22 protein-coding genes are annotated in these 22,662 nt (G+C 72.8%); 12 read left to right on the top strand and 10 right to left on the bottom strand.

What is annotated here, in order from left to right; genetic code table 11:
- The 4 genes from ACWD4A_RS04315 to ACWD4A_RS04300 form a co-directional block, all read right to left on the bottom strand.
- On the bottom strand, positions 1 to 332 hold a 332-nt coding region (locus tag ACWD4A_RS04315), incomplete at its 3' end, for a cytochrome c oxidase assembly protein (protein ID WP_451189343.1).
- A gap of 102 nt (positions 333 to 434) precedes the next feature.
- Entirely contained in the window at positions 435 to 1,460 is a 1,026-nt protein-coding gene (locus ACWD4A_RS04310) for a 6-phosphofructokinase (protein ID WP_451189340.1), read from the bottom strand.
- A gap of 132 nt (positions 1,461 to 1,592) precedes the next feature.
- Complete coding sequence (locus tag ACWD4A_RS04305; protein ID WP_451189335.1) at positions 1,593 to 2,321, bottom strand: type 1 glutamine amidotransferase; 729 nt, start codon at positions 2,319 to 2,321, stop codon at positions 1,593 to 1,595.
- A 29-nt stretch (positions 2,322 to 2,350) separates the two neighbouring features.
- Positions 2,351 to 3,589 (bottom strand): MurT ligase domain-containing protein, encoded by a 1,239-nt coding sequence (locus tag ACWD4A_RS04300; RefSeq protein WP_451189332.1) that lies wholly within the window; start codon positions 3,587 to 3,589, stop codon positions 2,351 to 2,353.
- Positions 3,590 to 3,753: 164 nt separating this feature from the next.
- Between ACWD4A_RS04300 and def the strand changes: the two genes are divergently transcribed.
- The gene (def, locus tag ACWD4A_RS04295) at positions 3,754 to 4,305 is read left to right on the top strand and encodes a peptide deformylase (RefSeq protein ID WP_451189329.1); all 552 of its coding nucleotides are present in this window, start codon (positions 3,754 to 3,756) and stop codon (positions 4,303 to 4,305) included.
- Positions 4,306 to 4,376: 71 nt separating this feature from the next.
- Here the strand turns inward: def and ACWD4A_RS04290 are convergent, their stop codons facing one another.
- Entirely contained in the window at positions 4,377 to 5,027 is a 651-nt protein-coding gene (locus ACWD4A_RS04290) for a TetR family transcriptional regulator (RefSeq protein ID WP_451189327.1), read from the bottom strand.
- A gap of 152 nt (positions 5,028 to 5,179) precedes the next feature.
- On the opposite strand from ACWD4A_RS04290, the gene ACWD4A_RS04285 reads away from it, so the two are divergent.
- From ACWD4A_RS04285 to ACWD4A_RS04275, 3 genes are all read left to right on the top strand, one after another.
- A complete protein-coding gene (locus ACWD4A_RS04285; protein ID WP_451189324.1) occupies positions 5,180 to 6,409 on the top strand; it encodes an acyl-CoA dehydrogenase family protein in 1,230 nt (409 codons plus the stop codon).
- Between the two features lie 146 nt (positions 6,410 to 6,555).
- On the top strand, positions 6,556 to 7,176 hold the full coding sequence (locus tag ACWD4A_RS04280) for a DUF4352 domain-containing protein (RefSeq protein ID WP_451189322.1): 621 nt from the start codon (positions 6,556 to 6,558) through the stop codon (positions 7,174 to 7,176).
- 258 nt (positions 7,177 to 7,434) lie between these two features.
- Positions 7,435 to 8,199 carry a thioesterase II family protein gene (locus tag ACWD4A_RS04275; protein WP_451189320.1) on the top strand — a complete coding sequence of 255 codons (765 nt, stop codon included), beginning with the start codon at positions 7,435 to 7,437 and terminating at the stop codon, positions 8,197 to 8,199.
- A 58-nt stretch (positions 8,200 to 8,257) separates the two neighbouring features.
- Here ACWD4A_RS04275 and ACWD4A_RS04270 read toward each other — a convergent pair whose 3' ends face one another.
- Positions 8,258 to 10,396, bottom strand: a complete 2,139-nt coding sequence (locus tag ACWD4A_RS04270) for a PIG-L family deacetylase (protein WP_451189317.1) — start codon at positions 10,394 to 10,396, stop codon at positions 8,258 to 8,260.
- Between the two features lie 237 nt (positions 10,397 to 10,633).
- Between ACWD4A_RS04270 and ACWD4A_RS04265 the strand changes: the two genes are divergently transcribed.
- The 5 genes from ACWD4A_RS04265 to ACWD4A_RS04245 all read left to right on the top strand — a co-directional run bounded on the left by ACWD4A_RS04265 (position 10,634) and on the right by ACWD4A_RS04245 (position 15,025).
- A complete protein-coding gene (locus ACWD4A_RS04265; protein WP_451189314.1) occupies positions 10,634 to 11,110 on the top strand; it encodes a cupin domain-containing protein in 477 nt (158 codons plus the stop codon).
- A 58-nt stretch (positions 11,111 to 11,168) separates the two neighbouring features.
- Positions 11,169 to 12,149 (top strand): hypothetical protein, encoded by a 981-nt coding sequence (locus tag ACWD4A_RS04260; RefSeq protein WP_451189312.1) that lies wholly within the window; start codon positions 11,169 to 11,171, stop codon positions 12,147 to 12,149.
- The gene (locus ACWD4A_RS04255) at positions 12,142 to 12,777 is read left to right on the top strand and encodes a hypothetical protein (protein WP_451189309.1); all 636 of its coding nucleotides are present in this window, start codon (positions 12,142 to 12,144) and stop codon (positions 12,775 to 12,777) included. Before ACWD4A_RS04260 ends, ACWD4A_RS04255 begins: the two co-directional genes overlap by 8 nt.
- Complete coding sequence (hemC, locus tag ACWD4A_RS04250) at positions 12,759 to 13,694, top strand: hydroxymethylbilane synthase (RefSeq protein ID WP_451189306.1); 936 nt, start codon at positions 12,759 to 12,761, stop codon at positions 13,692 to 13,694. The genes ACWD4A_RS04255 and hemC overlap by 19 nt, the downstream gene beginning before the upstream one ends.
- A gap of 170 nt (positions 13,695 to 13,864) precedes the next feature.
- Positions 13,865 to 15,025 carry an alpha/beta hydrolase gene (locus tag ACWD4A_RS04245; protein WP_451189303.1) on the top strand — a complete coding sequence of 387 codons (1,161 nt, stop codon included), beginning with the start codon at positions 13,865 to 13,867 and terminating at the stop codon, positions 15,023 to 15,025.
- A gap of 122 nt (positions 15,026 to 15,147) precedes the next feature.
- Here ACWD4A_RS04245 and ACWD4A_RS04240 read toward each other — a convergent pair whose 3' ends face one another.
- The gene (locus ACWD4A_RS04240) at positions 15,148 to 16,524 is read right to left on the bottom strand and encodes a M14 family zinc carboxypeptidase (protein WP_451189299.1); all 1,377 of its coding nucleotides are present in this window, start codon (positions 16,522 to 16,524) and stop codon (positions 15,148 to 15,150) included.
- Between the two features lie 126 nt (positions 16,525 to 16,650).
- Positions 16,651 to 16,968 (bottom strand): ArsR/SmtB family transcription factor, encoded by a 318-nt coding sequence (locus ACWD4A_RS04235; RefSeq protein ID WP_451189297.1) that lies wholly within the window; start codon positions 16,966 to 16,968, stop codon positions 16,651 to 16,653.
- A 109-nt stretch (positions 16,969 to 17,077) separates the two neighbouring features.
- On the opposite strand from ACWD4A_RS04235, the gene ACWD4A_RS04230 reads away from it, so the two are divergent.
- From ACWD4A_RS04230 to ACWD4A_RS04220, 3 genes are all read left to right on the top strand, one after another.
- Entirely contained in the window at positions 17,078 to 17,809 is a 732-nt protein-coding gene (locus tag ACWD4A_RS04230) for an SDR family oxidoreductase (protein WP_451189295.1), read from the top strand.
- Positions 17,810 to 17,989: 180 nt separating this feature from the next.
- Positions 17,990 to 18,526 (top strand): hypothetical protein, encoded by a 537-nt coding sequence (locus ACWD4A_RS04225; RefSeq protein ID WP_451189293.1) that lies wholly within the window; start codon positions 17,990 to 17,992, stop codon positions 18,524 to 18,526.
- A gap of 131 nt (positions 18,527 to 18,657) precedes the next feature.
- Positions 18,658 to 20,217 (top strand): alpha/beta hydrolase, encoded by a 1,560-nt coding sequence (locus ACWD4A_RS04220; protein ID WP_451189291.1) that lies wholly within the window; start codon positions 18,658 to 18,660, stop codon positions 20,215 to 20,217.
- A 3-nt stretch (positions 20,218 to 20,220) separates the two neighbouring features.
- Here ACWD4A_RS04220 and ACWD4A_RS04215 read toward each other — a convergent pair whose 3' ends face one another.
- Positions 20,221 to 21,270, bottom strand: a complete 1,050-nt coding sequence (locus ACWD4A_RS04215; protein WP_451189289.1) for a polyprenyl synthetase family protein — start codon at positions 21,268 to 21,270, stop codon at positions 20,221 to 20,223.
- A gap of 53 nt (positions 21,271 to 21,323) precedes the next feature.
- The gene (locus ACWD4A_RS04210) at positions 21,324 to 22,355 is read right to left on the bottom strand and encodes a tetratricopeptide repeat protein (RefSeq protein WP_451189287.1); all 1,032 of its coding nucleotides are present in this window, start codon (positions 22,353 to 22,355) and stop codon (positions 21,324 to 21,326) included.
- Positions 22,356 to 22,662 lie beyond the last annotated feature (307 nt).

The following is a 22,662-nucleotide window of genomic DNA, read 5'->3' as shown; positions in this document are numbered from 1 at the left end:
AGCGTCACCGGCGCGCCGAGCAGCAGCAGGATCGGCGAGAGCATGCTGATCACCATGTGCTGCACCATGTGCACGCTGAACATGACCATGCCGTACTCGTTCAGCTTGGTGCACATCACCAGTGCCACCGTCAGCACACCGAGGACGAAGGCCACGATCCGGCCCACCGGCCAGGAGTCGCCCCGCCGGAGCAGCCGCACCACGCCCCAGCCGTACAGGCCGAGCGCCAGCAGGCAGCCGATCAAGAAGAAGGGTTCGCTGCTGTACTGCAACCCCCGTCCCAGCGTGAACGGCGGCATGTCCATCATCATGCCGTGCCCGCTGTGATCCATCCGCTCTCTCCCATTTCGCACCAATGCGCCTGGACCAGACTAGAGGCGCCCCCGGCCGGAGCTCCGGCCGGGGGCGCCTCCACGCGGATGCCGTGGGACCCGCTAGAGCACGCACTCCACCTCGGCGTACCGCTCGTGCGGCACCGTCTTCAACCGCTCGACGGCCTCCGCCAGCGGAACCAGCGTGATGTCCGTGCCGCGCAGCGCCGTCATCATCCCGAAGGCGCCCCGGTGGGCCGCCTCCACCGCGTGCCAGCCGAACCGGGTCGCGAGCACCCGGTCGTACGCTGTCGGCGTACCGCCGCGCTGCACGTGCCCGAGTATCACCGGGCGGGCCTCCTTGCCCAGGCGCCGCTCCAGTTCGCCGGAGAGCTGCCGCGCCACACCGGCGAAGCGCTCGTGGCCGTAGACGTCCGTGGCGCCGGTCTCGAAGGCCATCGAGCCCTCGCGCGGCTTGGCGCCCTCGGCGACCACGACGATCGCGAAGCGCTTGCCCGCGGTGAAGCGACGGCCGACGACCTCGGTCAGCTCGTCGATGTCGAAGGGCCGCTCCGGCACGACGATGGCGTGCGCGCCCGCGGCCATGCCCGAGTGCAGGGCGATCCAGCCCGTGTGGCGGCCCATCACCTCGACGATGAGCACCCGCTGGTGGGACTCGGCGGTGGTCTTCAGCCGGTCCAGGGCGTCGGTGGCCACCCCCACGGCCGTGTCGAAGCCGAAGGTCACATCGGTCGACGCGATGTCGTTGTCGATGGTCTTGGGCACGCCCACGATGGGCAGCCCGGCGTCCGACAGCAGCCGCGCGGCCTTGAGCGTGCCCTCGCCGCCGATCGGGATGACGACGTCGAGACCGAGGTCCGCGACATGGCCCCTGGCCCGCTCGACCCCGTCCCGCAGCTGTGCGGGCCGCACCCGCGACGAGCCCAGGACCGTGCCGCCGGTGGCGAGGATGCCGCCGACGGCGTCCAGGTCGAGCTTGCGGTAGTCGGCCTCCAGCAGTCCCCGCCAGCCGTCGTGGAAGCCGATGACGTCATCGCCGTGGTCGACCACGGCGCGGTGCACGACGGACCTGATGACGGCGTTCAGACCGGGGCAGTCGCCACCGGAGGTGAGCACACCAATGCGCATGACAGGGAACCTTCACAGCAGGGCCGGAGACCGGACCCCGTCGTCCGGCTGGATCCCCGCCACCCTACAAGCGGGAGGTGGCGGGGGACACAACCGTCCGTCATGCGGGCGGGACGCGCCCGTGCCGCCCGCTCACGCGGGCTGGCTGGCCGCCGCGATCCGCTCGTTGCGCAGCGCCTCGTACCAGCGGTCGTCGACCGGCGGCAGGGCATTGACGTCCAGCGCCAGCTTGATCAGCAGGTCCGCGATGTGCGGGTTGCGGGCCATCACCGGGCCGTGCATGTACGTGCCGAAGACGGTGTCGTTGTACGCGCCCTCGGTGCCGTCGCCCGTGCCGTTGCCCTTGCCGATCCGCGTCCGCGCGAAGGGGCGCGCGTTGCGGCCGATGTGGGTGATGCCCTGGTGGTTCTCGAAGCCGGTCAGGGGCGGCAGGCCCAGCCGGTCGTCGATGTCGGCCAGCACGTCACCGACGCAGCGCTCGCCCTCGCCGCGGGTGCTGATGACGTCCAGCAGCCCCAGGCCCTGCTCGCGCTGCCCGAGGTCGTTGACGAACTCGTGGCCCAGGATCTGGTACCCGGCGCAGACCGAGAAGACGATCGCGCCGTTGGCGACGGCCCGGTTGAGACCGCCGTCGCGGCGCAGCCGCTCCGCGGCCAGCCGCTGCGGACGGTCCTCGCCGCCGCCGATCAGATAGATGTCCCCGGAGGTCGGGATCTGCTGGTCGGAGCGGATGTCGACGCGCTGGACGTCCAGCCGGCGCTGGCGGGCGCGGCGCTCCAGGACCAGGACGTTGCCCTGGTCGCCGTAGGTGCTGAGCAGGTCGGGGTAGACCCACACCACACGCAGACTGTTCTGGCTCATGCTCACAATCCTGTCAAGTGCTCGCGGGGTCAGTTGCCGACGCGACGGCGGACGTCCTGGAACGCCGTGTAGTTCGCGATCAGCTCGATCTTGCCGGGCGGGGCGGACTGCACCGCCTCGTCCACGGTCTCGCAGACCCGGAAGTCCAGGCCCGCGACCTCCAGTCGCACCGCGAGGTCGAGCTTGCGGTCGCCGATCACGAAGATCGGGTGCCCGGCGAGGCGGGTGTAGTCGACGTCCCACAGCCAGGACGTGTCGGTGCCGTCCGCGCCGCGCGCGTTGACGCTCAGGATCACCGGGGCCGGCGGCCCGTCGATCAGGGAGAAGGTCTCCAGCCAGCCGGCCGGGTTCTTCGCCAGCAGCAGCCGGACCTCGCGGCCGAGGAACGACACCACGTCGAACCGGCCCGCCACCGCCTGCACCTGGTACATCCGCTCCAGCGCCACCTGCGGTGGCACCCCGAAGGTGGCCGCGACGGCGGCGGACGTGGTGGCGTTCGCCTTGTTGGCCCGGCCCGGCAGCTGGAGGTGGATCGGCCACGCCGAACCGTGCGGGTCGAGCACGTAGTCGCCCGACAGCGCCCAGCTCGGGGTCGGCCTGCGGAAGCCGCAGTCACCGCAGAACCAGTCGTCGCCGGGGCGCTGCATCACACCGCCGCACGACGGGCACGACCAGGCGTCGTCCTTCCACTCCTGGCCCGCCGCCACCCACACGACGTTCGGCGAGGAGGAGGCGGCCCACACGATCAGCGGGTCGTCGGCGTTGGCGATCACCACGGCCTTGGTGCCGGCCAGGCCCTCGCGCCACTTCTCGGCGAGCATGCGCGTCTCCGCGGCCCGGTCGAGCTGGTCGCGCGAGAGGTTCAGCAGCGCTATGGCCTTGGGCGAGACGTCCCGTGCGACCCCGGCGAGATACTTCTCGTCCACCTCGATCACGCCGTAGCGCGCGTCCGAGCCGCCCGCGAGGGCGGAGGTGATGCCGGCGGGCATGTTCGCGCCCAGCGCGTTCGACACCACCGGGCCGCTGGCCCGCAGTGCCTCGGCGATCAGCCGGGTCGTGGTGGTCTTGCCATTGGTGGCGGACACCAGGACCACGTCCAGGTGGGTCGCCAGCCGGGCCAGCAGATCGGGGTCGAGCTTGAGCGCGACCTTGCCTCCGATCACCGATCCGCTGCCGCGGCCCGCGGCTCGCGACACCGCCGCAGCAGCCTTGCCCGCCGTCACGGCCAGCTTGGCCCGCGGCGACAGCGGCCCCGTGTTGCCTGCCATCGTCCTAGATCCTCCTTGCATCGGCGCCGCGCCTGTCCCTGGTCCGCCGGTGGAACGCCCCCTCCGCGCCGAATCGCCAGCCAGGAGGCTTCGGTCGGGGCTCAGCCTATCGAGATACCGGCGCGGGCCCGAACCCAGAGCCCCCGGAACGTAGGCTTGACCCCATGCGAACAGGCACGATCCCCGGCAGTACAGGACACGTGAGGCCCCTCCGGCTGTTCGGGGACCGGAGCCTTTCCGCCCCCTGCGAGGATGTCAAGGAGTTCGACGCGAACCTCGCGAAACTTGTCGAGGACATGTTCGCGACGATGTACGCGGCGGGGGGCGTGGGCCTCGCCGCCAACCAGGTCGGCGTCCCGCTGCGGGTCTTCGTCTACGACTGCCCGGACGACGAGGACCGCCGTCACCTCGGACATGTCGTCAACCCCCGGCTGGTGGCCGCCGACGGTGTCACCGTCCGCGGCCCGGAGGGCTGTCTCTCGGTGCCCGGCGTCGAGGCGGGCACCGAACGGTTCGACCGCGCCGTGGTGGAGGGCTTCACCCTGGACGGCGCCCCGGTGCGGGTGAGCGGGACCGGATTCTTCGCGCGGTGCCTCCAGCACGAGTGCGATCACCTCGACGGAGGGCTCTACCTCGACCGGCTGACGGGGCTCCGCCGCCGGCTGGCGCTGCGCAAGGCCCACCGGACACCGCCCCGGGAGCGCGCCTCGCTGTGAGGTGACCGGGGGCCGCGGCCCCCGGTCACGTCCGTCCGGTCACATCCGGCGGAAATCCGGCGGAAAGGGGTTCAGAACCCCGGACCGCCCTCCAGGTCGCCCGCTTCCGCCAGGCGGCCCCAGAGCAGATCGGCGAGATGCCGCACCAGGTGCGCCCGCGGGAACGGGCGCTCGCGCAGCCACCAGTCGCCCGCCGCGTGCATCATGCCGACGATGCCGTGCCCCCAGGCGCGTGCCAACTCGTCGCTGTCCGGCCCGAGGTCGACGCGTTCGGCTATCACCTGCGCCAGTTCCTCGCCGAGCCTGCGCAGCAGCGGCGCGGAGTGCCTGCCGACGTCGAAGCCCTGCTCGCTCTGGTCGGAGGGACCCTCGTCGGCGGGGTGCATCAGGAAGCGGTAGACCTGCGGCCGTGCCTCTATGGCCGCGAGGTAGGTGTCCAGCGTCGACTCGACGCGGTCGCGCCGGGCGGCCGGGGCGTCGAGCGCCGCGCGCAGCCCGGCGAGCAGCGCCTCGGTGTGCCGTGCCGCCAGGGCGCGGTAGAGGCCGCCCTTGTCGCCGAAGTGCCGGTAGAGGATGGGCTTGGTGATGCCCGCCTCCGCCGCGATGGCGTTCATGGACGCCCCCGGCCCGTCCCTCAGCACGACCCGGTCCGCGGCCTCCAGCAGTTCCTTGCGCCGTCGTTCCGCCGCCCGCTGCTGATCGTCCCGCTGACTGGTTTCCATACGGACCCGCCTCCCCGCCCCTGTGTTTCCGGTAACGCCTGCGCAACGTAACACCAAGCCCACTCAGCGAATCCGGGAGGTTGGGCAGTTGACTCCGCTACCGGTGGGTAACATACTCACGTTACCGCGAGTAATGGGGAGTTGGAGGGGTCATGGCGGAGTTCATGATGGAGCTCAACGAGGACCAGCGGGGCATCCGGGACTGGATCCACGGCTTCGCCGCGGACGTGATGCGTCCGGCGGCGGCGGAGTGGGACGAGCGCGAGGAGTTCCCCTGGCCGGTCGTCCAGGAGGCGGCCAAGATCGGGCTCTACTCGCTCGACTTCTACGCCCAGCAGTTCTTCGACCCCACCGGCCTGGGCGTGCCCCTCACCCTGGAGGAGCTGTTCTGGGGCGACGCGGGCCTCGGGCTCGCCATCGCGGGCACCGGCCTCGCCGCGATCGGCGTGCTCACCAACGGCACCGACGAGCAGATCGGCACCTGGGTGCCGCAGATGTACGGGGACGCGGCCGACGTGAAGGTGGCCGCCTTCTGCTCCTCCGAACCCGACGCGGGCTCCGACGTGTCGGCCATGCGCACCCGCGCCGTCTACGACGAGGCCAAGGACGAGTGGGTGATCGACGGCACCAAGACCTGGGCGACCAACGGCGGCATCGCCAACGTCCATGTCGTCGTCGCCGTGGTCGACCCGGAGCTGGGCTCGCGCGGCCACGCCTCCTTCATCGTCCCGCCGGGCACCCCCGGGCTCTCCCAGGGGCAGAAGTTCAAGAAGCACGGCATCCGTGCCTCGCACACCGCCGAGGTCGTCCTCGACGGCGTCCGGGTCCCGGGGCGCTGCCTGCTCGGCGGCAAGGAGAAGCTGGACGAGCGGCTGGCCCGCGCGCGGGAACGTGCCGCCGGGCAGCGCGGCCCGGCGGCGCAGAACGCCGCGATGGCCACCTTCGAGGCCACCCGCCCGGCGGTCGGCGCCCAGGCGGTCGGCATCGCACGCGCCGCGTACGAGGTGGCCCTCGACTACGCCAAGACGCGGGTCCAGTTCGGCCGCCCCATCATCGACAACCAGGGCGTCGCCTTCCAACTCGCCGACATGCGCACCCGCGTGGACGCGGCCAGGCTCCTGGTCTGGCGCGCCTCCTGGATGGCCACCGCGGGCAAGCCGTTCACGGCCGCCGAGGGCTCGATGTCGAAGCTCTTCGCGGGCGAGACGGCCAAGACCGTGACGGCGCAGGCGATGCAGATCCTCGGGGGCAACGGCTACACCCGCGAGTACCCCGTGGAGCGCATGCACCGGGACGCGGCCATCTACACCATCTTCGAGGGGACGAGCGAGATCCAGCGGCTCGTCATCGCGCGGGCGGTGTCGGGGGTGCCGATCCGCTGAGCGCGGCCGCCGCGGCCTCGCCGCCTCGCCACGGAATCATCGCGGACATGTCACAGGATTCCCACAGGCCCCCGAATTGGTGATCTTGGCCGAAAAGCGCCGCAAGAATGGCCCGGTCACCAGCACTCACCAGGGGGATTTCCATCATGCGCCGTCAACTCGCCGCCGTCGCGGCCGTCATAGCGATCGCCGCCACGGCCACCGCGTGCAACGAGGACACCAGCGCCACCGGCGGTCGGTCGGAGAAGCCGGCCACGGCCGACAAGACGCCTGGCCGACAGGGCTCGCAGCCCGCCCAGGGCGGCCAGGGCGCCGACAAGGGGGACAGCGGGGACAAGGGCGGGGTCAAGCAGCGCGGCACCGCGGCCACCCTCAAGGGGCTCAAGCCCGGCGAGCAGCTCGACGTCACCTTCAAGGACTGGAGCGACAAGGTCACCACGACGAATCAATTCAGCCGGCCGAAGCCCGGTGAGAAGTACGTGGCCGCCCAGTTCGAGCTGGTCGACACCGGCACGGTGCAGTACGAGGACAGCCCGCAGAACGGCGCGAAGGCCGTCGACGACAAGGGGCAGAGCTACAAGGGGACCGTTCTCACGAACGCCAGCGTGAGCCCTGTGCTGGACGCCGGGCTCAAGCTGCCTGTCGGTCGGAAGGCCCTCGGCTGGATCGTCTTCCAGGTACCGGAGAAGTTCGACGCGCGAACCGTACAGTTCGGCCTGGACTCCGGCCTCGCCTCGCAGCAGGCCGAGTGGGCCGTCAAGAAGTGACCGCCCGCCCCTGACCACGGGCCGGGTCGGGACGGAAGCGGCCGGTCTCCGGCCGCTCCGTCGGCGTCAACCCCTTTGTGACGATCGCCGCACTCGTCGAACGGAATGCCGAGCGCATCATCGAGCAGGATGTCATCGCCCATAAGGTGGCGAAGTGCCGGTGTGCGGCGGGGTGCTGGGCGAGACCGTGCCGCGCATCCGGCTGTTCACCGCTCTTGCTCCGTATGCCGACTTCTCGTTGGAAGGAACAACCGACCCGTGATCGACAACACCGAGGACAACGGCCTGTGGGTGCGCCGGTTCCACCCGCGCCCGGACGCCGCCACCCGACTGGTCTGCCTGCCGCACGCGGGCGGTTCGGCGAGCTTCTTCTTCCCCGTCTCGCAGGCGATGCCGGACTCCGTCGACGTCATCTGCGTCCAGTACCCCGGCCGCCAGGACCGCCGGACGGAACCGCTCATCGACAACATCCCCGACCTCGCCGACCGGGTCTTCGCCGCTCTGCTCCCGTGGGCGGACCGGCCGTTGGCGCTGTTCGGCCACAGCATGGGGGCCACCCTGGGCTTCGAGGTCGCCCGGCGCTTCGAGCGGGAGAAGGGGATCGTCCTCGCCGGACTCTTCGCCTCCGCCCGCCGGGCGCCGTCGAGGCACCGTCACGAGACCGTGCACCAGCGTGACGACAACGGTCTCATCGCCGAGCTGAAGGGGCTGAGCGGCACCAACTCGGCGCTCCTGGGCGACGAGGAGGTGCTGCGCATGGTCCTCCCGGCCATCCGCGCCGACTACCACGCCGCCGAGACCTACGCCTACGAGCCGGGCGAGCCGCTGCGCTGCCCCGTGACCGCGCTGACCGGCGACGAGGACCCCAAGGTCACGCTGGAGGAGTCGAAGGCGTGGGCCGACCACACCGAGGGCCCCTTCGACTTCCACGTCTTCCCCGGCGGCCACTTCTACCTGGCGTCCCACCAGAAGGCGATCAACGGCCTGATAGCCGACCGCCTGGTGAACCGGCAGGGCGCGTAACCCCGTTGACCGTGTGCGCCGGGCGGGCCGCATACGGCCCGCCCGGCGCACACGGCCCCTACGACTGCAGGTCCGCCTGGGCCGTGCCGTCGTGCGACAGCCAGTCGGTGAAGGCCGACTTCCCGGTGCCCGACCCCTTGAGGCGGGCACTGCTGAGCCGTCCGTCCATCCCGAGGACGACGGCGACGACACGCCCCTTGGCGTCCTCGGTCACGCCCGCCGTGCCACGGTGCGGAATGCCCTCGTCCTGCCACGGGCCGGGCCGGCCGGAACCGGCCGACAGCCGGACGAGCCCCTTGCCGTCCCGGGCCGCGAGCACCGTCGTGTTCCCCGCCTGGGCGAGCGCGACCCGCCCGTAGCCGCTGATCGTGGGGCACTCCGCCGCGACCCGCCAGCTGTCGCCCTGCAGGTCGGCGACGACGATGCGGGAGGTGTCGGGCTGGCGCACGGCCACGCGCATGCCGCCGCCGGAGAGCGGGGCGAGCGTCAGCGGGCCGGTGGTGGCGGGCAGCCGGGTCGGCCCCGCCTGCTGCAGCGCGCCCGCGGAGCCCTGGGAGACCCAGTGGTGGACGGTCCTGGTGTCGGCGGCGACCAGGTGGATCCGGCCCTCGCCGTCGAGCGCGGCGTCGATGCCGTCCTGGATCTTCACGGGCGCACCGGCCGTCGGCAGCGGGGCCCAGCCCGACCAGTCCTTGCCGCCGGGGCCGCCGCGGAAGCTGATGCCGCCGTCCCAGTTGCGCACGAAGACGTGGACGGTGTCGTCCTTGGCGACGACGGCGACCGGGTAGCCGACCTCCATCGAGCGGCGCGGGTCGTCCTCGGGGGAGCCGAGGGACTGCCAGGGGCCGAAGGCCGGGGCGCCGCCGGGGCCCGTACCGGTCTGGAGCGCGGTGACGACCTCGCGCCGGTGGGCCTGGCCCTGCGCCGGGAGCACGGTGCGTATGGAGAACAGCTGCAGCTTGCCGTCCCCGTGCCGCACCGCCTGTATCTGGCCCTCCAGCATGGAGCCGCCCGCATTGGCCGGCGCGGACCAGATGCCGCTGCCCGCCGCGCGCTCGGTCCAGCACTGCGCGGCGCCGTCGAGGATGCCGAAGGCCGCGAGCCGGCCGTCGGGCAGCGGCTGCACCCAGCGCGTCGTACCGGGCGCGCGGTGGCGGCAGTTGCTCGACCAGCTGTGGTACTTGCCCGCGGAGCTCTTGCCGACCTTGCGGTCGCCGCAGCCCGCGGGGTCGCCGCAGCCCTTGCCGTCGCCCCAGCCGTAGATGTCGAGGAAGGTGACCTTGCGGTCGGTGGTGGCCGCGTCGAGGTTGCTGGTCAGCGTCCCGACCTCGTAGCCGAGGTAGCTCTCGACGGCGGTGGGCCGGGAGTGCTTGCGGCCCCAGTACTCGGCGAGCGCGGCCTGCGCGAAGAAGGCGGAGGTGGTGTGGTCCTGGTGGTCGTGGCTGTAGATCCCGTCCAGGACCGGCGGGACGTCGCGGTACTGCGGCTGCTTCGCCAGGTGCAGCGGGTTCGGGTCGAGGGTGCGGACCACGGTCGGCTGGTAGCGCTCGAAGACGGCGACGAGCGTGTCGATCAGCTGCTGGCGTCCGTACTGGAAGGTCCGCTTGACCGGGCCTCCCGCGGGCTGCAGCGTGGTCAGCCTCGGCGTCGCCCCGAGCCACAGGCCGCGCAGGCTGTCCTTGTGCGGGTTGCGCAGCGCCCGCGCCTCGATCAGCTCCACGAAGATCAGCTGGACGTGGGGCGCGGCACGCAGGGTCTGCAGCTCGACCTCGAAGCCGGGCAGGAGGCGGACCGTCTCCACGTCCCAGGGGCTGAGGGAGTTGCCGGTGGCCATCTGCGCGGTGGCCGCGCGGAAGCCGTTGACCCGGGCGCGGACGAACTCGGGCCGCTTCTCCGGCATGCGCTTGTAGCCGGGGGCGTCCGAGAGCGCGTTGCGGCCGTCCGACTCGCCGCCGGTGAGGCACACGGTGACGGCCGGGGCGCCGCTGACGATCGACTGCTCCAGCTCCGGGTTCATGAAGTAGAGCGAGTCGTCGGGGTGGGCGATGACATGGACGAACGACTCGGACGCCGACGCCTTCGCGGCGCGTACCGGGGCGCCCTCGTGGCCGTTCCGCTGGGTCTCGGGCGCGAACCACTGCCAGGCGCCCACCGCCCCCGCTCCCACGACGAGACCCCCGCCGGCCACCTGAAGCACGCGGCGGCGCGATATGTCCCCTGGCACAGGTCTCCCCCTGATTCTCCTGCGCCGAGCGCGCGCGATAGTCAAATGCTCAAGCAAAGCGGGTGATTCGAATAAATCACCCGCAGATCAAGGGTTCGATCCTATGAGTCGGCCTCTTCCGTTTCCCTGCTGTTGTGTAACAGCCATGCGTCGGCCGGATGTAGGTTGCCAGGCGGTTCCGCAACACGGCCGGGGGGAAGGGGTCCGGTCATGGCTGACATCTCCGAGCTCGTCGCGCTCCTCGACCTCCGGCCGCACCCCGAAGGCGGCTGGTACCGCGAGACCTGGCGCACCGAGGCCGAGGCACGCCCCGACGGCTACGGCGGTCCCAGGGCCTTCGCGACCGGCATCCACTACCTGCTGCACCCCGGCGAGACGTCCCGCTGGCACCGCGTCCGCTCGGACGAGCTCTGGCTGTGGCACTCGGGCGGGCCGCTGCGCATGCGCCTGGGCGGCCGGGGCGCGGCCCCGGACGAGGCGGACGGCGCCGAGGTGATCGTGGGGGCCGCGGTCGCCGAGGGGGAGCGGCCGCAGTTCCTCGTCCCCGGGGGCGTCTGGCAGGGCGCCGAGCCCGCCGGGGACGAGCCCGTGCTCGTGAGCTGCGTGGTCGCCCCGGGCTTCGACTTCGAGGACTTCGAGGACTCCGAGGGCCCCGAGGACGTCGGGAACTCCGCGGACCCCGCCTGACGGGGCCCGCCCGGACGCGCCCTGTTGTTCCGACATCATGTCGGTATCTACTCGGGTCATGAACGCAGTTGCCGGACGACCGTTGGCCACGCCCGGACCCGAGGGCGTCAACCCCTCCCGGGCGCGCCCGGCCGTACGTGATCTGTACGCACGGCCCGTCCTGGCCCCGGCCGACCTGAGCGCCCCGCTCCTCGTCCTCCCCGACGACCGCACCGGGGAGCAGCCGCTGCCCGGCGCGGTCCCGCTGTCCGCCGTCCCGGCCACCGTCGACCGATGGGCGCGCCTCGGCATCCGGGGCCTGAAGCTGTTCGCCCTCGGACACGACCGGGACGCCCGCGCCACAGGGGCGCTGGCCGCGGACAACCTCATGCTGCGCGGCATCGAGGCGGCGAAGCGGGCCGACCCGGGCATGGCCGTCACCACCGAGGTCTGCGGCTGCTCCTGGACCGACCACGGCCAGTGCGTGCTGCGCACCGACGCGGGCGGCATCGACCTGGACGGCACCTTCGACCTCATGCGGAGGATGGCCGTCCAGCATGCCGGGGCGGGTGCCGACGTGGTCTCGCCCACGGCGATGCTCGACGGCTCCGTGCGGGCCGTGCGGGCCGCGCTCGACGAGGCCGGGCTGCGGGACGTGGGCGTGAACCCCAATCTGGCCATCCACAGCGCGCTGTACGGCCCGTTCAAGGAACTGATGGGCACCGACCCACGGGCCGGGCACCGGCGCGGCCTCCAGCTCGAACCCGCCCGCGCCGACCGCGACACCCTGGTCCAGGCGCGCCGCTGGATCGCCGAGGGCGCCGACTCCCTGACCCTCCAGCCGGTGCTGACCGCCGTCGACGTACTGGCCCGGCTGCGCGCCGATCAAGAGGTGCCGCTGGTCGCCTACTCCACCTCCGGCGAACTGGCGGCCCTGCGGGCCCTCGGCACCGAGGGGACCGTCGAGTACCACGCCATGCTCAAGCGGACGGGCGCCGACCAGATCCTGACCTTCGCCGCCGAAGAGGTCGCCACCCACCTGGAGGGCCGCCGTGGATGACCGGCCCCGGTTCCGGCCGGCCGCCCTCGACGGCATCCTGGCCGATGCCGATGCCGATGCCGATGCCGATGCCGATGCCCTCGGCTTCGCCATGTCCCGCGAGGAGCGCACCGGTTCCCCGCCGGCCACCCCCGCCGCCTCGAAGCCCGGCGGACACACGGTGGAACCGGGCACCGGCCTCGGCGCCGGTGCCGCCAGGCTGCCGCACGGCATGGACGCCGACGCCCGCCCGGAGACCGTGGAACTCGACTCGGCCCGGCAGGAGATCGCCGCCGCGCACCCCGGCGGCGACGAACGCGTCACCTTCGTCCCCTCGGGCGCCGACGCCTGGCTCGACGGCTGCGCCGGGCCGCCCGTCCCCCTCGCGTACGCCGACTGCGGACCGGGCACGTTCCACCGCCTCGACGATCTCCTCCAACTCCTGGAGCCCGGCGGCCTGTACGCCGCCGCCGGCCTCTTGCAGCAGGCCACCCGGCCCGAGAGCCGCGGGCCGCGCGTCGCCGCGTCCCTCGCACACCTGCCCGAGAACGCCAATCTCCTTGCCACACCAGCCAGATGGGCGTCAGGACTGGCCGTCGGCACACGTGTCCGACGGTCTATCGTGGGCGCATGTCCGCCCCTGAACTGATCCGCATCGTCTCCCGCGACTCGCCCATGGCCCTGGCCCAGGTGGAGCGCGTCCGCGGGGAGCTGGCCGTGCTCCACCCCGGCATCCGCACCGACGTCGTCCCCGTCAGAACGACCGGCGACAAGTGGATGGGCGACCTCGCCCAGGTCGAGGGGAAGGGGGCGTTCACCAAGGAGGTCGACGCGGCCCTCCTCGCCGGGGAGGCCGACCTCGCGGTGCACTGCGTCAAGGACATCCCCGCCGACCGGCCCCTCCCCGCGGGCACGGCCTTCGCCGCGTTCCTCGCGCGCGACGACATCCGCGACGCGCTCGTCCACCCCGGCGGCCGCACCCTCGACGAACTGCCCGCGGGCACCCGGATCGGCACCTCCTCCGTGCGCCGCACCGCCCAGCTCGCCGCCTCCCACCCGCACCTCGACTGCGTACCGATCCGCGGCAACGCCAACAGGCGGCTGGAGAAGCTCGCCGCGGGCGAGGCCGACGCGCTGCTCCTCGCCGCCTCCGGCCTGGAACGCATCGGCCGCACGGACGCGATCGCCGAGATCCTCTCCGTCGACGTGATGTGCCCGCCGATCGGCGCGGGCATCCTCGCCCTCCAGTGCCGCGAGGGCGACACCGCGCTCATCGACACCGTCAGCGCCCTCGGCGACCCCGGCACCTACCGCGAGGCCACCGCGGAGCGGATGTTCCTGCACGTACTCCAGGGGCACTGCAACAGCCCCATCGCCGGGTACGCCAAGTCGGAGCGCGGCGGCGACCTGTCGCTGCGGGCCCGGGTGTTCACCCCGGACGGCAAGAAGGTCCTCAACGCCCACGAATGGGCCGGACCCCTCGACCCCGCCACCCTGGGCACCTCCGTGGCCGTCGCCCTGCTGCGCCAGGGGGCGCGCGAGCTGATCGACGGCATCGCGCACTGACCCGGCGCCGCGCGCCGGCCCGGCCGCCGCCGCGGTGATCATCCACCCCCTACCCAGGTATCACCCACGGGTTGGCTCCCCGGTGTGACGCCCGGCCACAAGATCCCTTCCTACGTTTCTCCTCGTCGGACCACAGGACGGTCGGACCACAGGACGAGGGAGAAACGAACATGCGCCGTCTCAAGCGCACGCTGGTCGCCGCCGCGCTGGCCACGACCGTGATCGCGGGCACGGCGGGCTGGGCGGGCGGCAGCGAGCAGACCGCGGTCACCGGCCCGCCGCCCGGTGCGGCGTCGTGGCGCGCGGACCACTCCCTCCAGCGTGAGCTGCCGGACCCGGCGACCGCCACGCCCGGCGAGGTCGCCGCGTTCTTCGCGTCGCTCGACGACTCCCGGCGGCACGACCTGGCTGCTCGGCACCCGCTCGTCGTGGGCAACCTCGACGGCGCCCCGGTCACCCTGCGGTACGAGGCCAACGCGCGGGCGATAGCGGACGAGCGGGCCGCCGCGCTGTCCCGCGCCGCCGACCGGGGGCACACGGACCGCGAACGGAAGGAAGCCCGCGAGCGCGCCGAACGCTGCGCGGACCTGCTCCGGCCGGGCCGCCAGATCCTCGCCTTCGACCCGCGCGGCCGCGGCCAGCTCGCCGAGGTGTACGGGGACTGGACCGCCGCCCGGCGCACCGCGGTGGTCGTCCCCGGCTCGGACATCGACCTCGCCTCCTTCGACCGCGCGAAGGACCCGTACGGCACCCCGGCGGGCATGGCGCGGTCGCTGCGCGCCGAGATGACGCGGCTGGCGCCGGGCACCCCCAACGCCGTGATCGCCTGGGCGGGTTACACCACCCCGGTCGGCGTCGGCGTCGACGCGGCCACCGGCAGGCTCGCCGAGGCGGGCGCCCCGCGCCTGGCGCGCCTCCTCGCCGGACTGAGCAGCCTCGCCGGGCCGGGCGGTGCGCACGCTCCCGCGGTGTTCTGCCACAGCTACGGCTCCGTCGTCTGCGGCCTGGCCGCCGACGGCCTCGGCGCCGACCGGGCCGCCGACCTCGTCGTGCTCGGCAGCCCCGGCATGCGCGCCGACTCCGCCGCCGGCCTGCACACCGGGGCCCGTGTCTGGGCGGTCCGCCGCAACGGCGCGGACTGGATCGGCAACGTCCCCAACGTGGAGCTCTTCGGCCTCGGCCACGGCGCGGACCCCACGTCGGCGGAGTTCGGTGCCCGCGTCGTGTCCTCCACCGGCTCCCACGGCCACTCCGGATACTTCGCCCCCGGTACGGAGTCGCTCCGCAATTCCGCGGAGATAGCCCTGGGGAAGTACGCGGAGGTGCGCTGAGCGGGCTTGGGGAAGTCCGTACGGTTCGGCAGCGTCCCGAAGGGGCGCGGGGAACTGCGCGACCAGTCACGACGCGCCCGCGGATGACTCGCCGGACTTCCAGCGGAGCGCTTGGGCGCCGGTCAGCGGCCGCTCTTCACGGTGTCCTCCGCCGACTTGTACGGTGCGGCGGCGTGCTGCGCGGCGTACATCAGGGCGGGCTTCAGCTTGGGCCAGAAGTAGCCGTCCTGGCAGGAGTACGCCGGGGTGAAGCCGTCGCAGCCGCGGCCGTCGCTGTCCCCGACCTCGATGGTGAAGCTGGCCAGCCCGAGCTTGTCGTACGTCCAGTCGTCGGTGCCGCCGGAGGCGTCGTAGAGGATCTCCCCGGCCTGCCCGGACTGGTATCCGGTGAGCGAGCCCATGCGGCCGGCCAGGGCGCGCAGCGCGGTGTCGTTCCCGCTGTGCACGCGGTGGTCGGACGCCCAGGGGAAGAGGACCATGCTGGCGTCGCTGTGGAGACTGATCATCATGCCCCGGGCGTCGGCGGGCGCGGGGTCGCTGTCGCCGGTGCCGGTGCGCACCGCGGGGAACAGCTGCCGGAAGAGGCCCTCCAGCCCGGAGTTCTCCGGTTCCGAGTCCGCGCCGGGCCCGAGGTAGACCTCGCTGCACGGCTGCGTCGAGGTGCCGAGGCCGCCCCAGTGGCTGCCCGCGTTGCGGTTGAGGTCGACGCCGATCTGCCCGCTCCAGCCGCACGAGGCGCCCTGCGCGTCGTCGGCGTTCTTGCGGTGCAGCACGGGGTTGTCGCCGCCCTGGGCGACGATGTCGACGCCGTCCGGGTTGGCGATCGGCACGACCCACATCTCGGTGGAGTCCATGAGCCTGGTGACGTCCGGGTCCTTGCCGTAGTCGTTCGTCAGCTCGTCGATCCAGCGCCAGGAGACCTCGCCGGTGGTGAGCTCGCGGGCGTGGATCTGGCTCATGAGGAAGAAGCGGGGCTTGGGCGAGTTCGGGGTCATCCGGCAGTCGCCCTGCTGCTTCCTGGTGATGCAGACGGCCTTGAGGTCGTGGCCTCCGGAGCCCTGCTGCTTGCGCCAGGACTGGCCGTAGGGGACGACGGTGGCCATGTCCGGGTGCTGGGCGGCCACTTGGTCGAGGTGCGCGTAGTGGGCGTCGACGGTGTGGTAGCCGCCGTAGTAGGTGCCCGCGTCGGAGGCGTGCGCCTCGGGGGTCGGTCTCGGCATCGTCCTGACGGCCGTCGGCGCGAAGCCGAGACGGCGCAGGCCCGCGCCGGTCGTCGGGTCGCCCATGACGAACAGGTCGTCGCCCTGCCGCCGTTCCAGCAGGTCGTACCCGGCGTCGATCAGCTTCTGGGCGTCCTGCCGGTCGTGTGCGGGGACCCGGTAGACGACGACCGTGTGCCGCGGGGTGGGGCCGGCGGCGGCCGACGGGGTGTGCGGGAGCGCGGTGGCGGCGAGGGCCAGGGCTCCGGCGGCGATGGCTGCCATGCGTATGCGGGACATGAGACGTCCTTCCGTGGGGGGAGAGACACATGCGCCGCGGGTGAGGATGGCATGCACACACCAAGAAGAGAAGGGGTTCGGGCCGTGAAGGGAAGGGGTTCGGACCGTCGTCGGCGGATCGGGAACCTACGCGCGCCGGGTGGGGGCGGTCGCCGCGAGCACCGCCTCCAGCAGCCCGGGGAAGCGCGCGTCGAGGTCGTCCCGCCGCAGCGAGATCGCCTTGGCGCGGCCCGCCTTGTGCTCGCGAGTGATCCCGGACTCCCGCAGCACCCGCCAGTGATGCGTCGCGGTGGCCTTGGTGACCTCCAGCGGCAGACTGCCGCAGGTGCGCTCGCCGGCCGACGCCGCGAGCTCCCGCACGATGCCCAGCCGTACGGGATTGCCGAGTGCCGCCAGTACGTCCTCGACGAGCAACTGGTCGCGGTCGGGGTGGTAGGTGCTCATGGGGCGATTGTACGAGGCGTCTCGTACCGTCCGTTTTGACCGGCCTGTCTGTTCGATTGTACGGTTTATTTCATACCTTCGTATCGAAGCTCTCCGGAAGGCCCCGCCCATGACCCCTGCATCCGACATACCCGATACATCTGACGCACCCGTCGCCATCGTCACCGCCGCGGCCTCCGGCATCGGCCGTGGCATCGCGACCGAGCTGGCCGCCGCCGGACACCGGCTCGCGCTCCTCGACATCGACGACGGCGTGCACGACCTCGCCCGCGAGCTCGGCGGCACGGCCGTGACCGGCTCGCTCACCGACCCCGACGACCTGGCCCGCCTCGTGCGCGAGACCCTCGGACACCACGGCCGCATCGACGCGGTCGTCAACGGCGCGGGCCACGCCCGCAACGCCGACCTCCTCGACGTCACCGACGAGGACTGGCACGACGGCCTCGACATGCTGCTGCTCAGTGTCGTCCGCATGGCCCGCCTCGTCACCCCGCACATGGAACGCGCGGGCGGCGGCGCGTTCGTCAACCTCTCCTCGTACACGGCCTTCGAGCCCCTGGGCGCGATCCCCGTCAACTCCGGCCTGCGTGCGGCACTCACCTCCTTCACCAAGCTCTACGCGGACCGCTACGCGGCCCGGGGCATCCGCATGAACAGCGTCATGCCCGGCTACGTCGACAGCCGGCCCGAGGACCCCGCCTTCCTCGCCCGCATCCCGGCGGGCCGCTACGCCACCGTCGAGGAGATCGGCAAACTCGCCGCGTTCCTCGTCTCCGACGCGGCCGCCTACATCAACGGCGAGTCCATCCGCATCGACGGCGGGGCGGCCCGGTCGCTCTGAGCCGCCGGAATTTCCGACGAGGCCCGGCCGGAGAAAGCCTTCGCCAAGTAGCGGATGCGCCCGGAGTGATGGATGTCCGGTTCTCGGCTGTGGGGGAGTGGTGAAGGTCGTACAGACTGCTCGCCCTGACACCTGTGAACGGCGCCGGACATCCACCCCACCACCCCGTGAGGATCCGCCATGCGCTCCGTCAAGCTCGCTTCGCTGGCCGGTGCGGCCGCTCTGGCCGCGACCGCGCTCCTGTCCGTCCCCGCCGCGCACGCCGCGGCCCCCGCCACCCACCCCGGGCTGACCTGGGCCAAGCTGGGCGACGGCCCCGACGGCACCGTGCACGTCGGCGGTCCGGGCGGCAGTGGCAGCAACCCCTACCAGGGCGACACCCCGGCGAGCGCCGTGCTCCCGGTGCTCTGCCTCAAGGTCGACGGCAGCCCCGTCCCCGACGGCATCACCCCCGGCTTCTACGACGGCTGGGCACAGGGCACCGTGGCCGCCAGCAGACCCGTACGTGGGTCGCGCCTCAACAGCAGGAACGCCGCGGACAGCGTCTGCCAGGCCGACTTCGGCGCGGGCTGGCGGATGGCCGAGTTCCACGACGGTCACTACGGCCCGGACCTCAACGCGACCGGCGGCTGGACCTTCTGGGCCTACGGCACCCTGCCCGCCAACACCCGCCTGTGGACCGCCATCGACGACCAGCGCGCCAACCCCTGGGACTGACCCCGAGGACCCTTGGAGGACCCTTAAGGGTATAGCTGGTGCCACCCCCGGAACGGATACCAGCGGGATCGACCGCCGCCTCCCCCGCACAGGAACATCAAGGGCGTAGGGAAAACGCCCCAGGAGGAACGATGTTCGAGTTCAGGAAGTCGCGGTGGACCCGCTCCGCCGTCACCGGAGCGGTGGCCACGGCGATCGCGGCCGCGGTGCTCCCGACGGCCACCGCGGTCGCGCGGGACCGGCCCGTGCCGGAGCGGTACGCCGCGCAGAAGCTCTCCTGGCGGCCCTGCGCGCCGGGCGCCTCGCTGGAGTGCGCCGAGATGAAGGTCCCGCGCGACTGGCATCACGTCGGCACCGGCGAGGACCTCACCATCGCCGTGTCCCGGCAGCCCGCGAGCGACCCGGCGCGACGGCGCGGCGTGCTGATGATGGCCGCGGGCGGTCCGGGCGGCAAGGGGCTCCAGCGCCCCGCGACCCTCGCCGGGAAGTCGCCCGCGATCGGCGCGGCCTACGACGTGGTCAGCTTCGACCAGCGCGGCGTCGGGCAGAGCTCGCGGGTGCGGTGCGAGACCGACGAGGAGTTCGGGAGCTACTGGGACGGCGACTCCCGCGACCGCTCGCCCGCCGCCGTCCGCCGCGAACTCGACAACGCCCGCAAGTTCGTGGACAGCTGCCGCGCCCGCAGCGGCGACCTCATGAACTACATCACCACCGACCAGACCGTGCGCGACATGGACCTCTACCGCGCCCTGCTCGGCGAGAAGAAGATCTCCTACTACGGGGGCTCCTACGCCACGGTGGTCGGCGCCTACTACGCGACGGAGTTCCCGCAGCGCGTCGAACGCGCCGTACTGGACAGCAACATAGACTTCTCCGGCACCTGGGAGGAGCACGAGAAGGGCCAGCCGCTCAGCTTCCAGCGCCGCTTCGACCAGGACTTCCTGCCCTGGCTCGCCAAGAACGACGACGTCTACCACTTCGGCCGCACCGCCGCCGAGGCCCGCGCGAAGTGGGAGAAGCTCCGCGGCACCCTCCGGGAACACCCCCTGCCCATCGCCGGCGGCAAGGTCCTCCTCGACCCCAACCGGCTCGACAGCGCCGCGATCGGCACGGTCTACGAAGGGGACAACTTCCCCGGCTTCGCGGCCACCCTCGCCACCCTCGACCACTGGGACCGGGCCACCCCCGCCGAGCGGGCCGTCGTCGACAAGGCCTACGGACAGTCCTCCAGCGCCGACTTCTTCGCCGAGTTCTTCTCGGTGACGTGCAGCGACACCCCCTGGAACCGCGACACCGACGCCTGGGCACGGCACGCGGCCAAGGACGCCGTGGCCTACCCGCTGGCCGGGGCCCGCGAGCTCACCTACACCGCGGTCTGCGCCGACTGGCCGAAAATCGACGCCCCGCGCGTCAAGGTCACGGGCAAGGGCCTCCCGCCGGTCCTGATGGTCAACGGCCTGCGCGACCCGGCCACGCACTACGAGGGCGCCCTGCGGGCGCACAAGGCGCTGCGCGGCTCCCGGCTCGTCACCGTCGACAGCGGTGACCACGTCCAGTACCAGAACGGCAACGCCTGCGTGGACCACGCGGTCGACGGCTACCTCCTCGACGGAACGCTGCCCGCGCACGACATCACCTGCGCGGGAAAGCCGCTGCCCGTGCCGCCCCCGGCCGGGACGGACCGGCGCTAGCGGTCACACCTGACGGTCCAGCAAGTACGTGGAGAGCGCGGCGAATTCATCCGCCGCGCTCTCCACGACCGCGACCGCGGCGAAGCGCTCGCGCGCGGCGGCCACGTGGCGGCGGGCCTCCGCCAGCGCGAACTCCCGCCCGCCCGCGGCCTCCACGAGCGCGGCCGCGCGCTCCGCGTCGGCGGCGGACAGCGGCCCCGGAGCGCCGAGCAGCCCCGCCAGCCGGTCGGCCGCCGCGCCGCCCGAGGCCAGGGCGGCGAGCACGGGCAGCGTCTTCTTCCGGCGGCGCAGATCGCTGTGGACCGGCTTGCCCGTCGTCAGCGGGTCGCCCCAGACGCCGAGCAGGTCGTCGACCGCCTGGAAGGCCGGCCCCAGCAGCCGCCCGGCCTCCGACAGCGCCCCCACCTCGCCCGGGGACGCCCCCGCGAGGACCGGGCCCAGGGCCGTCGCGCACGCCAGCAGCGACCCCGTCTTGCGGGCCGCCATCGCCCGGTACTCGGGCAGGCCCACCGCCTCCGGGCCCGTCCACGGCCGTGTCTCGAAGAGCAGGTCGTCGGCCTGGCCGTGGACCAGATCGCCCAGCGCCTCGGCGAGCAGGCCCACGGCCGGGCCGACGTGCCCGCCACCCGCCGCGGCCAGTGTGCGGACCCCGAGCGCGAACAGCGCGTCGCCCGCCAGGACCGCCGGGCCGGTGCCGAACGCCTTCCACGCGGTGTCCCGGTGCCGCCGCCGCTCGTCGCCGTCCATGATGTCGTCGTGGACGAGCGAGAAGACGTGGATCAGCTCGACGGCGACGGCCGCGGGCACCGCGAACCCGCCGGGCGCGCCCACCGCCTCCGTCGCGAGGACGGCGAGGGCCTGCCGCACCCCCTTGCCGCCGGAACCGGCGCACGGCGTGCCGTCGGCCTCGCACCAGCCGAAGGAGAACGACGCCATCCGGCGCGGTTCGGGATGCAGACTTCCCACGGCGGCTCTGAGCGCGGGTTCGACCAGGGCCCGGCTGCGCGCGAGGGCGCTGGGCGCGGTCGTCCGGAATCCGGCGTGCGTGGTCATCGAAACTCCTGTAATGGACCGGGTCGGGTGCGGCGGCGTGGCGGAACGGCGCGTCAGCAGACGGCCAGGACGCCCAGTTCGGCACGGGCCTTGTCGACCATGTCCCGGGCGTGGTGCAGCCCGATCCCGTCGAGCGTGCGGTGCAGCGCGTCGAGGTCGGCGGCGGTCTCGGCGCGGTCGCGGCCCAGCCGGGCACGGGCCTTGACCCACCCCAGCCGGGCGAGTGCCTCGCCCCGCGGCTCGCCCATGGCCCGGAACTCCTCCAGAGCGCCGCTGTAGCACGCCTCCGCCTCACCGTAACGGCCCGCCCGGAAAAGGACGTTGCCGCGCATCTTGTGGTTGTACGCCAGCGCGCCGACCAGCCGCATCCGCTCACAGGCGGCCTCCGCCTCGGACAGCAGCGCCAGCGCCCGCCCGGTGTCGCCCCGCAGCGACAGCACGTCCGCTATGCCCCGCAGCGCCCAGGCGCGGCCACGGGCGTCGTCCGCCCCGCCCGCTACCCCGGCGGCCTCCTCGAACATGGCCAGGGCGGTGTCGTACGAGCCGGTGTTGCGGTGCATCTGCGCGATGCCCTCCAGCGCCCACACCGTGTGCCGCGCCTCGCCGCGCCGCCGGGCCTCCGCCAGCAGCTTCTCGTGCAGTTCCGCCACGGCCTGGTAGTCGCCCTGGATGCGGCCCGTCTCCGCGAGCCCGGCGAGGGAGTAGCCGCGGGCCACGATGTCCCCGCCCCGCTCCGCGAGTTCGGCGGCCAGGGACAGCCACCGCCGGGCCAGCGCGAGGGCGCCCCGCTGCCGGGCCAGGGTGCCGCCGCTCCACACCGCCCACGCCATGGCCCCCTGGTCCCCGGCCGCCCGCGCCGACCGGTAGCTGGCCTTCCACGCCGCCTCCGCCTCCGCGGTCCGGCCCAGCCGCCGGTACGCCTCGGCGACGGCCAGCCCCGCGTGCGCCGACTCCAGTGCCGTGCCCGCCAGTTCGGCCTCACGACGTTGCTCCAGGGCCTTCGCCAGCACCTCTTCGAGCGAGGCGTTCACCGAGAGGTCGCCCAGGGAACCCCGGTATTCGGGTGCGAATGCCTTGCCGTACATGGTTGCCTCACTTCGGGGGTAGATCGACGGCGGTCACCGCCGCTGATCGAAAACGCTAGGTGCCCTCCGGGGCGCGGGAATCCATCCGGAAGCCCGTGTGCCGTACATCCGGAGACCGGTCGTCGAACGCCGTGTCATACGAGAGATGTACGAACACCCCGGAGAGAGCTGAGGGTTACCGGGGGTCGGGAGTGCGGCCGAAGGACGGAAGTCAAGAGACCGGGGCACGATTTCCGGACACCCCCGCAGGGGGTTGCGCCCCCTTCGCCGGTATGACCGGGCACCCCGTCCGACCTGGTAGCTTCAG

Source organism: Streptomyces sp. NPDC002537 (assembly GCF_053594975.1).
This window is presented reverse-complemented; position numbering and strand designations above follow the sequence as displayed.

What these genes read in the sequence shown, in the direction of transcription:
- ACWD4A_RS04310 (WP_451189340.1), bottom strand. Translation starts at nt 1,460, where the DNA reads ATGCGCATTGGTGTGCTCACCTCCGGTGGCGACTGCCCCGGTCTGAAC.
- ACWD4A_RS04305 (WP_451189335.1), bottom strand. Translation starts at nt 2,321, where the DNA reads ATGAGCCAGAACAGTCTGCGTGTGGTGTGGGTCTACCCCGACCTGCTC.
- ACWD4A_RS04300 (WP_451189332.1), bottom strand. Translation starts at nt 3,589, where the DNA reads ATGGCAGGCAACACGGGGCCGCTGTCGCCGCGGGCCAAGCTGGCCGTG.
- def (WP_451189329.1), top strand. Translation starts at nt 3,754, where the DNA reads ATGCGAACAGGCACGATCCCCGGCAGTACAGGACACGTGAGGCCCCTC.
- ACWD4A_RS04290 (WP_451189327.1), bottom strand. Translation starts at nt 5,027, where the DNA reads ATGGAAACCAGTCAGCGGGACGATCAGCAGCGGGCGGCGGAACGACGG.
- ACWD4A_RS04285 (WP_451189324.1), top strand. Translation starts at nt 5,180, where the DNA reads ATGGCGGAGTTCATGATGGAGCTCAACGAGGACCAGCGGGGCATCCGG.
- ACWD4A_RS04280 (WP_451189322.1), top strand. Translation starts at nt 6,556, where the DNA reads ATGCGCCGTCAACTCGCCGCCGTCGCGGCCGTCATAGCGATCGCCGCC.
- ACWD4A_RS04265 (WP_451189314.1), top strand. Translation starts at nt 10,634, where the DNA reads ATGGCTGACATCTCCGAGCTCGTCGCGCTCCTCGACCTCCGGCCGCAC.
- ACWD4A_RS04260 (WP_451189312.1), top strand. Translation starts at nt 11,169, where the DNA reads ATGAACGCAGTTGCCGGACGACCGTTGGCCACGCCCGGACCCGAGGGC.
- hemC (WP_451189306.1), top strand. Translation starts at nt 12,759, where the DNA reads ATGTCCGCCCCTGAACTGATCCGCATCGTCTCCCGCGACTCGCCCATG.
- ACWD4A_RS04245 (WP_451189303.1), top strand. Translation starts at nt 13,865, where the DNA reads ATGCGCCGTCTCAAGCGCACGCTGGTCGCCGCCGCGCTGGCCACGACC.
- ACWD4A_RS04240 (WP_451189299.1), bottom strand. Translation starts at nt 16,524, where the DNA reads ATGTCCCGCATACGCATGGCAGCCATCGCCGCCGGAGCCCTGGCCCTC.
- ACWD4A_RS04235 (WP_451189297.1), bottom strand. Translation starts at nt 16,968, where the DNA reads ATGAGCACCTACCACCCCGACCGCGACCAGTTGCTCGTCGAGGACGTA.
- ACWD4A_RS04230 (WP_451189295.1), top strand. Translation starts at nt 17,078, where the DNA reads ATGACCCCTGCATCCGACATACCCGATACATCTGACGCACCCGTCGCC.
- ACWD4A_RS04225 (WP_451189293.1), top strand. Translation starts at nt 17,990, where the DNA reads ATGCGCTCCGTCAAGCTCGCTTCGCTGGCCGGTGCGGCCGCTCTGGCC.
- ACWD4A_RS04220 (WP_451189291.1), top strand. Translation starts at nt 18,658, where the DNA reads ATGTTCGAGTTCAGGAAGTCGCGGTGGACCCGCTCCGCCGTCACCGGA.
- ACWD4A_RS04215 (WP_451189289.1), bottom strand. Translation starts at nt 21,270, where the DNA reads ATGACCACGCACGCCGGATTCCGGACGACCGCGCCCAGCGCCCTCGCG.
- ACWD4A_RS04210 (WP_451189287.1), bottom strand. Translation starts at nt 22,355, where the DNA reads ATGTACGGCAAGGCATTCGCACCCGAATACCGGGGTTCCCTGGGCGAC.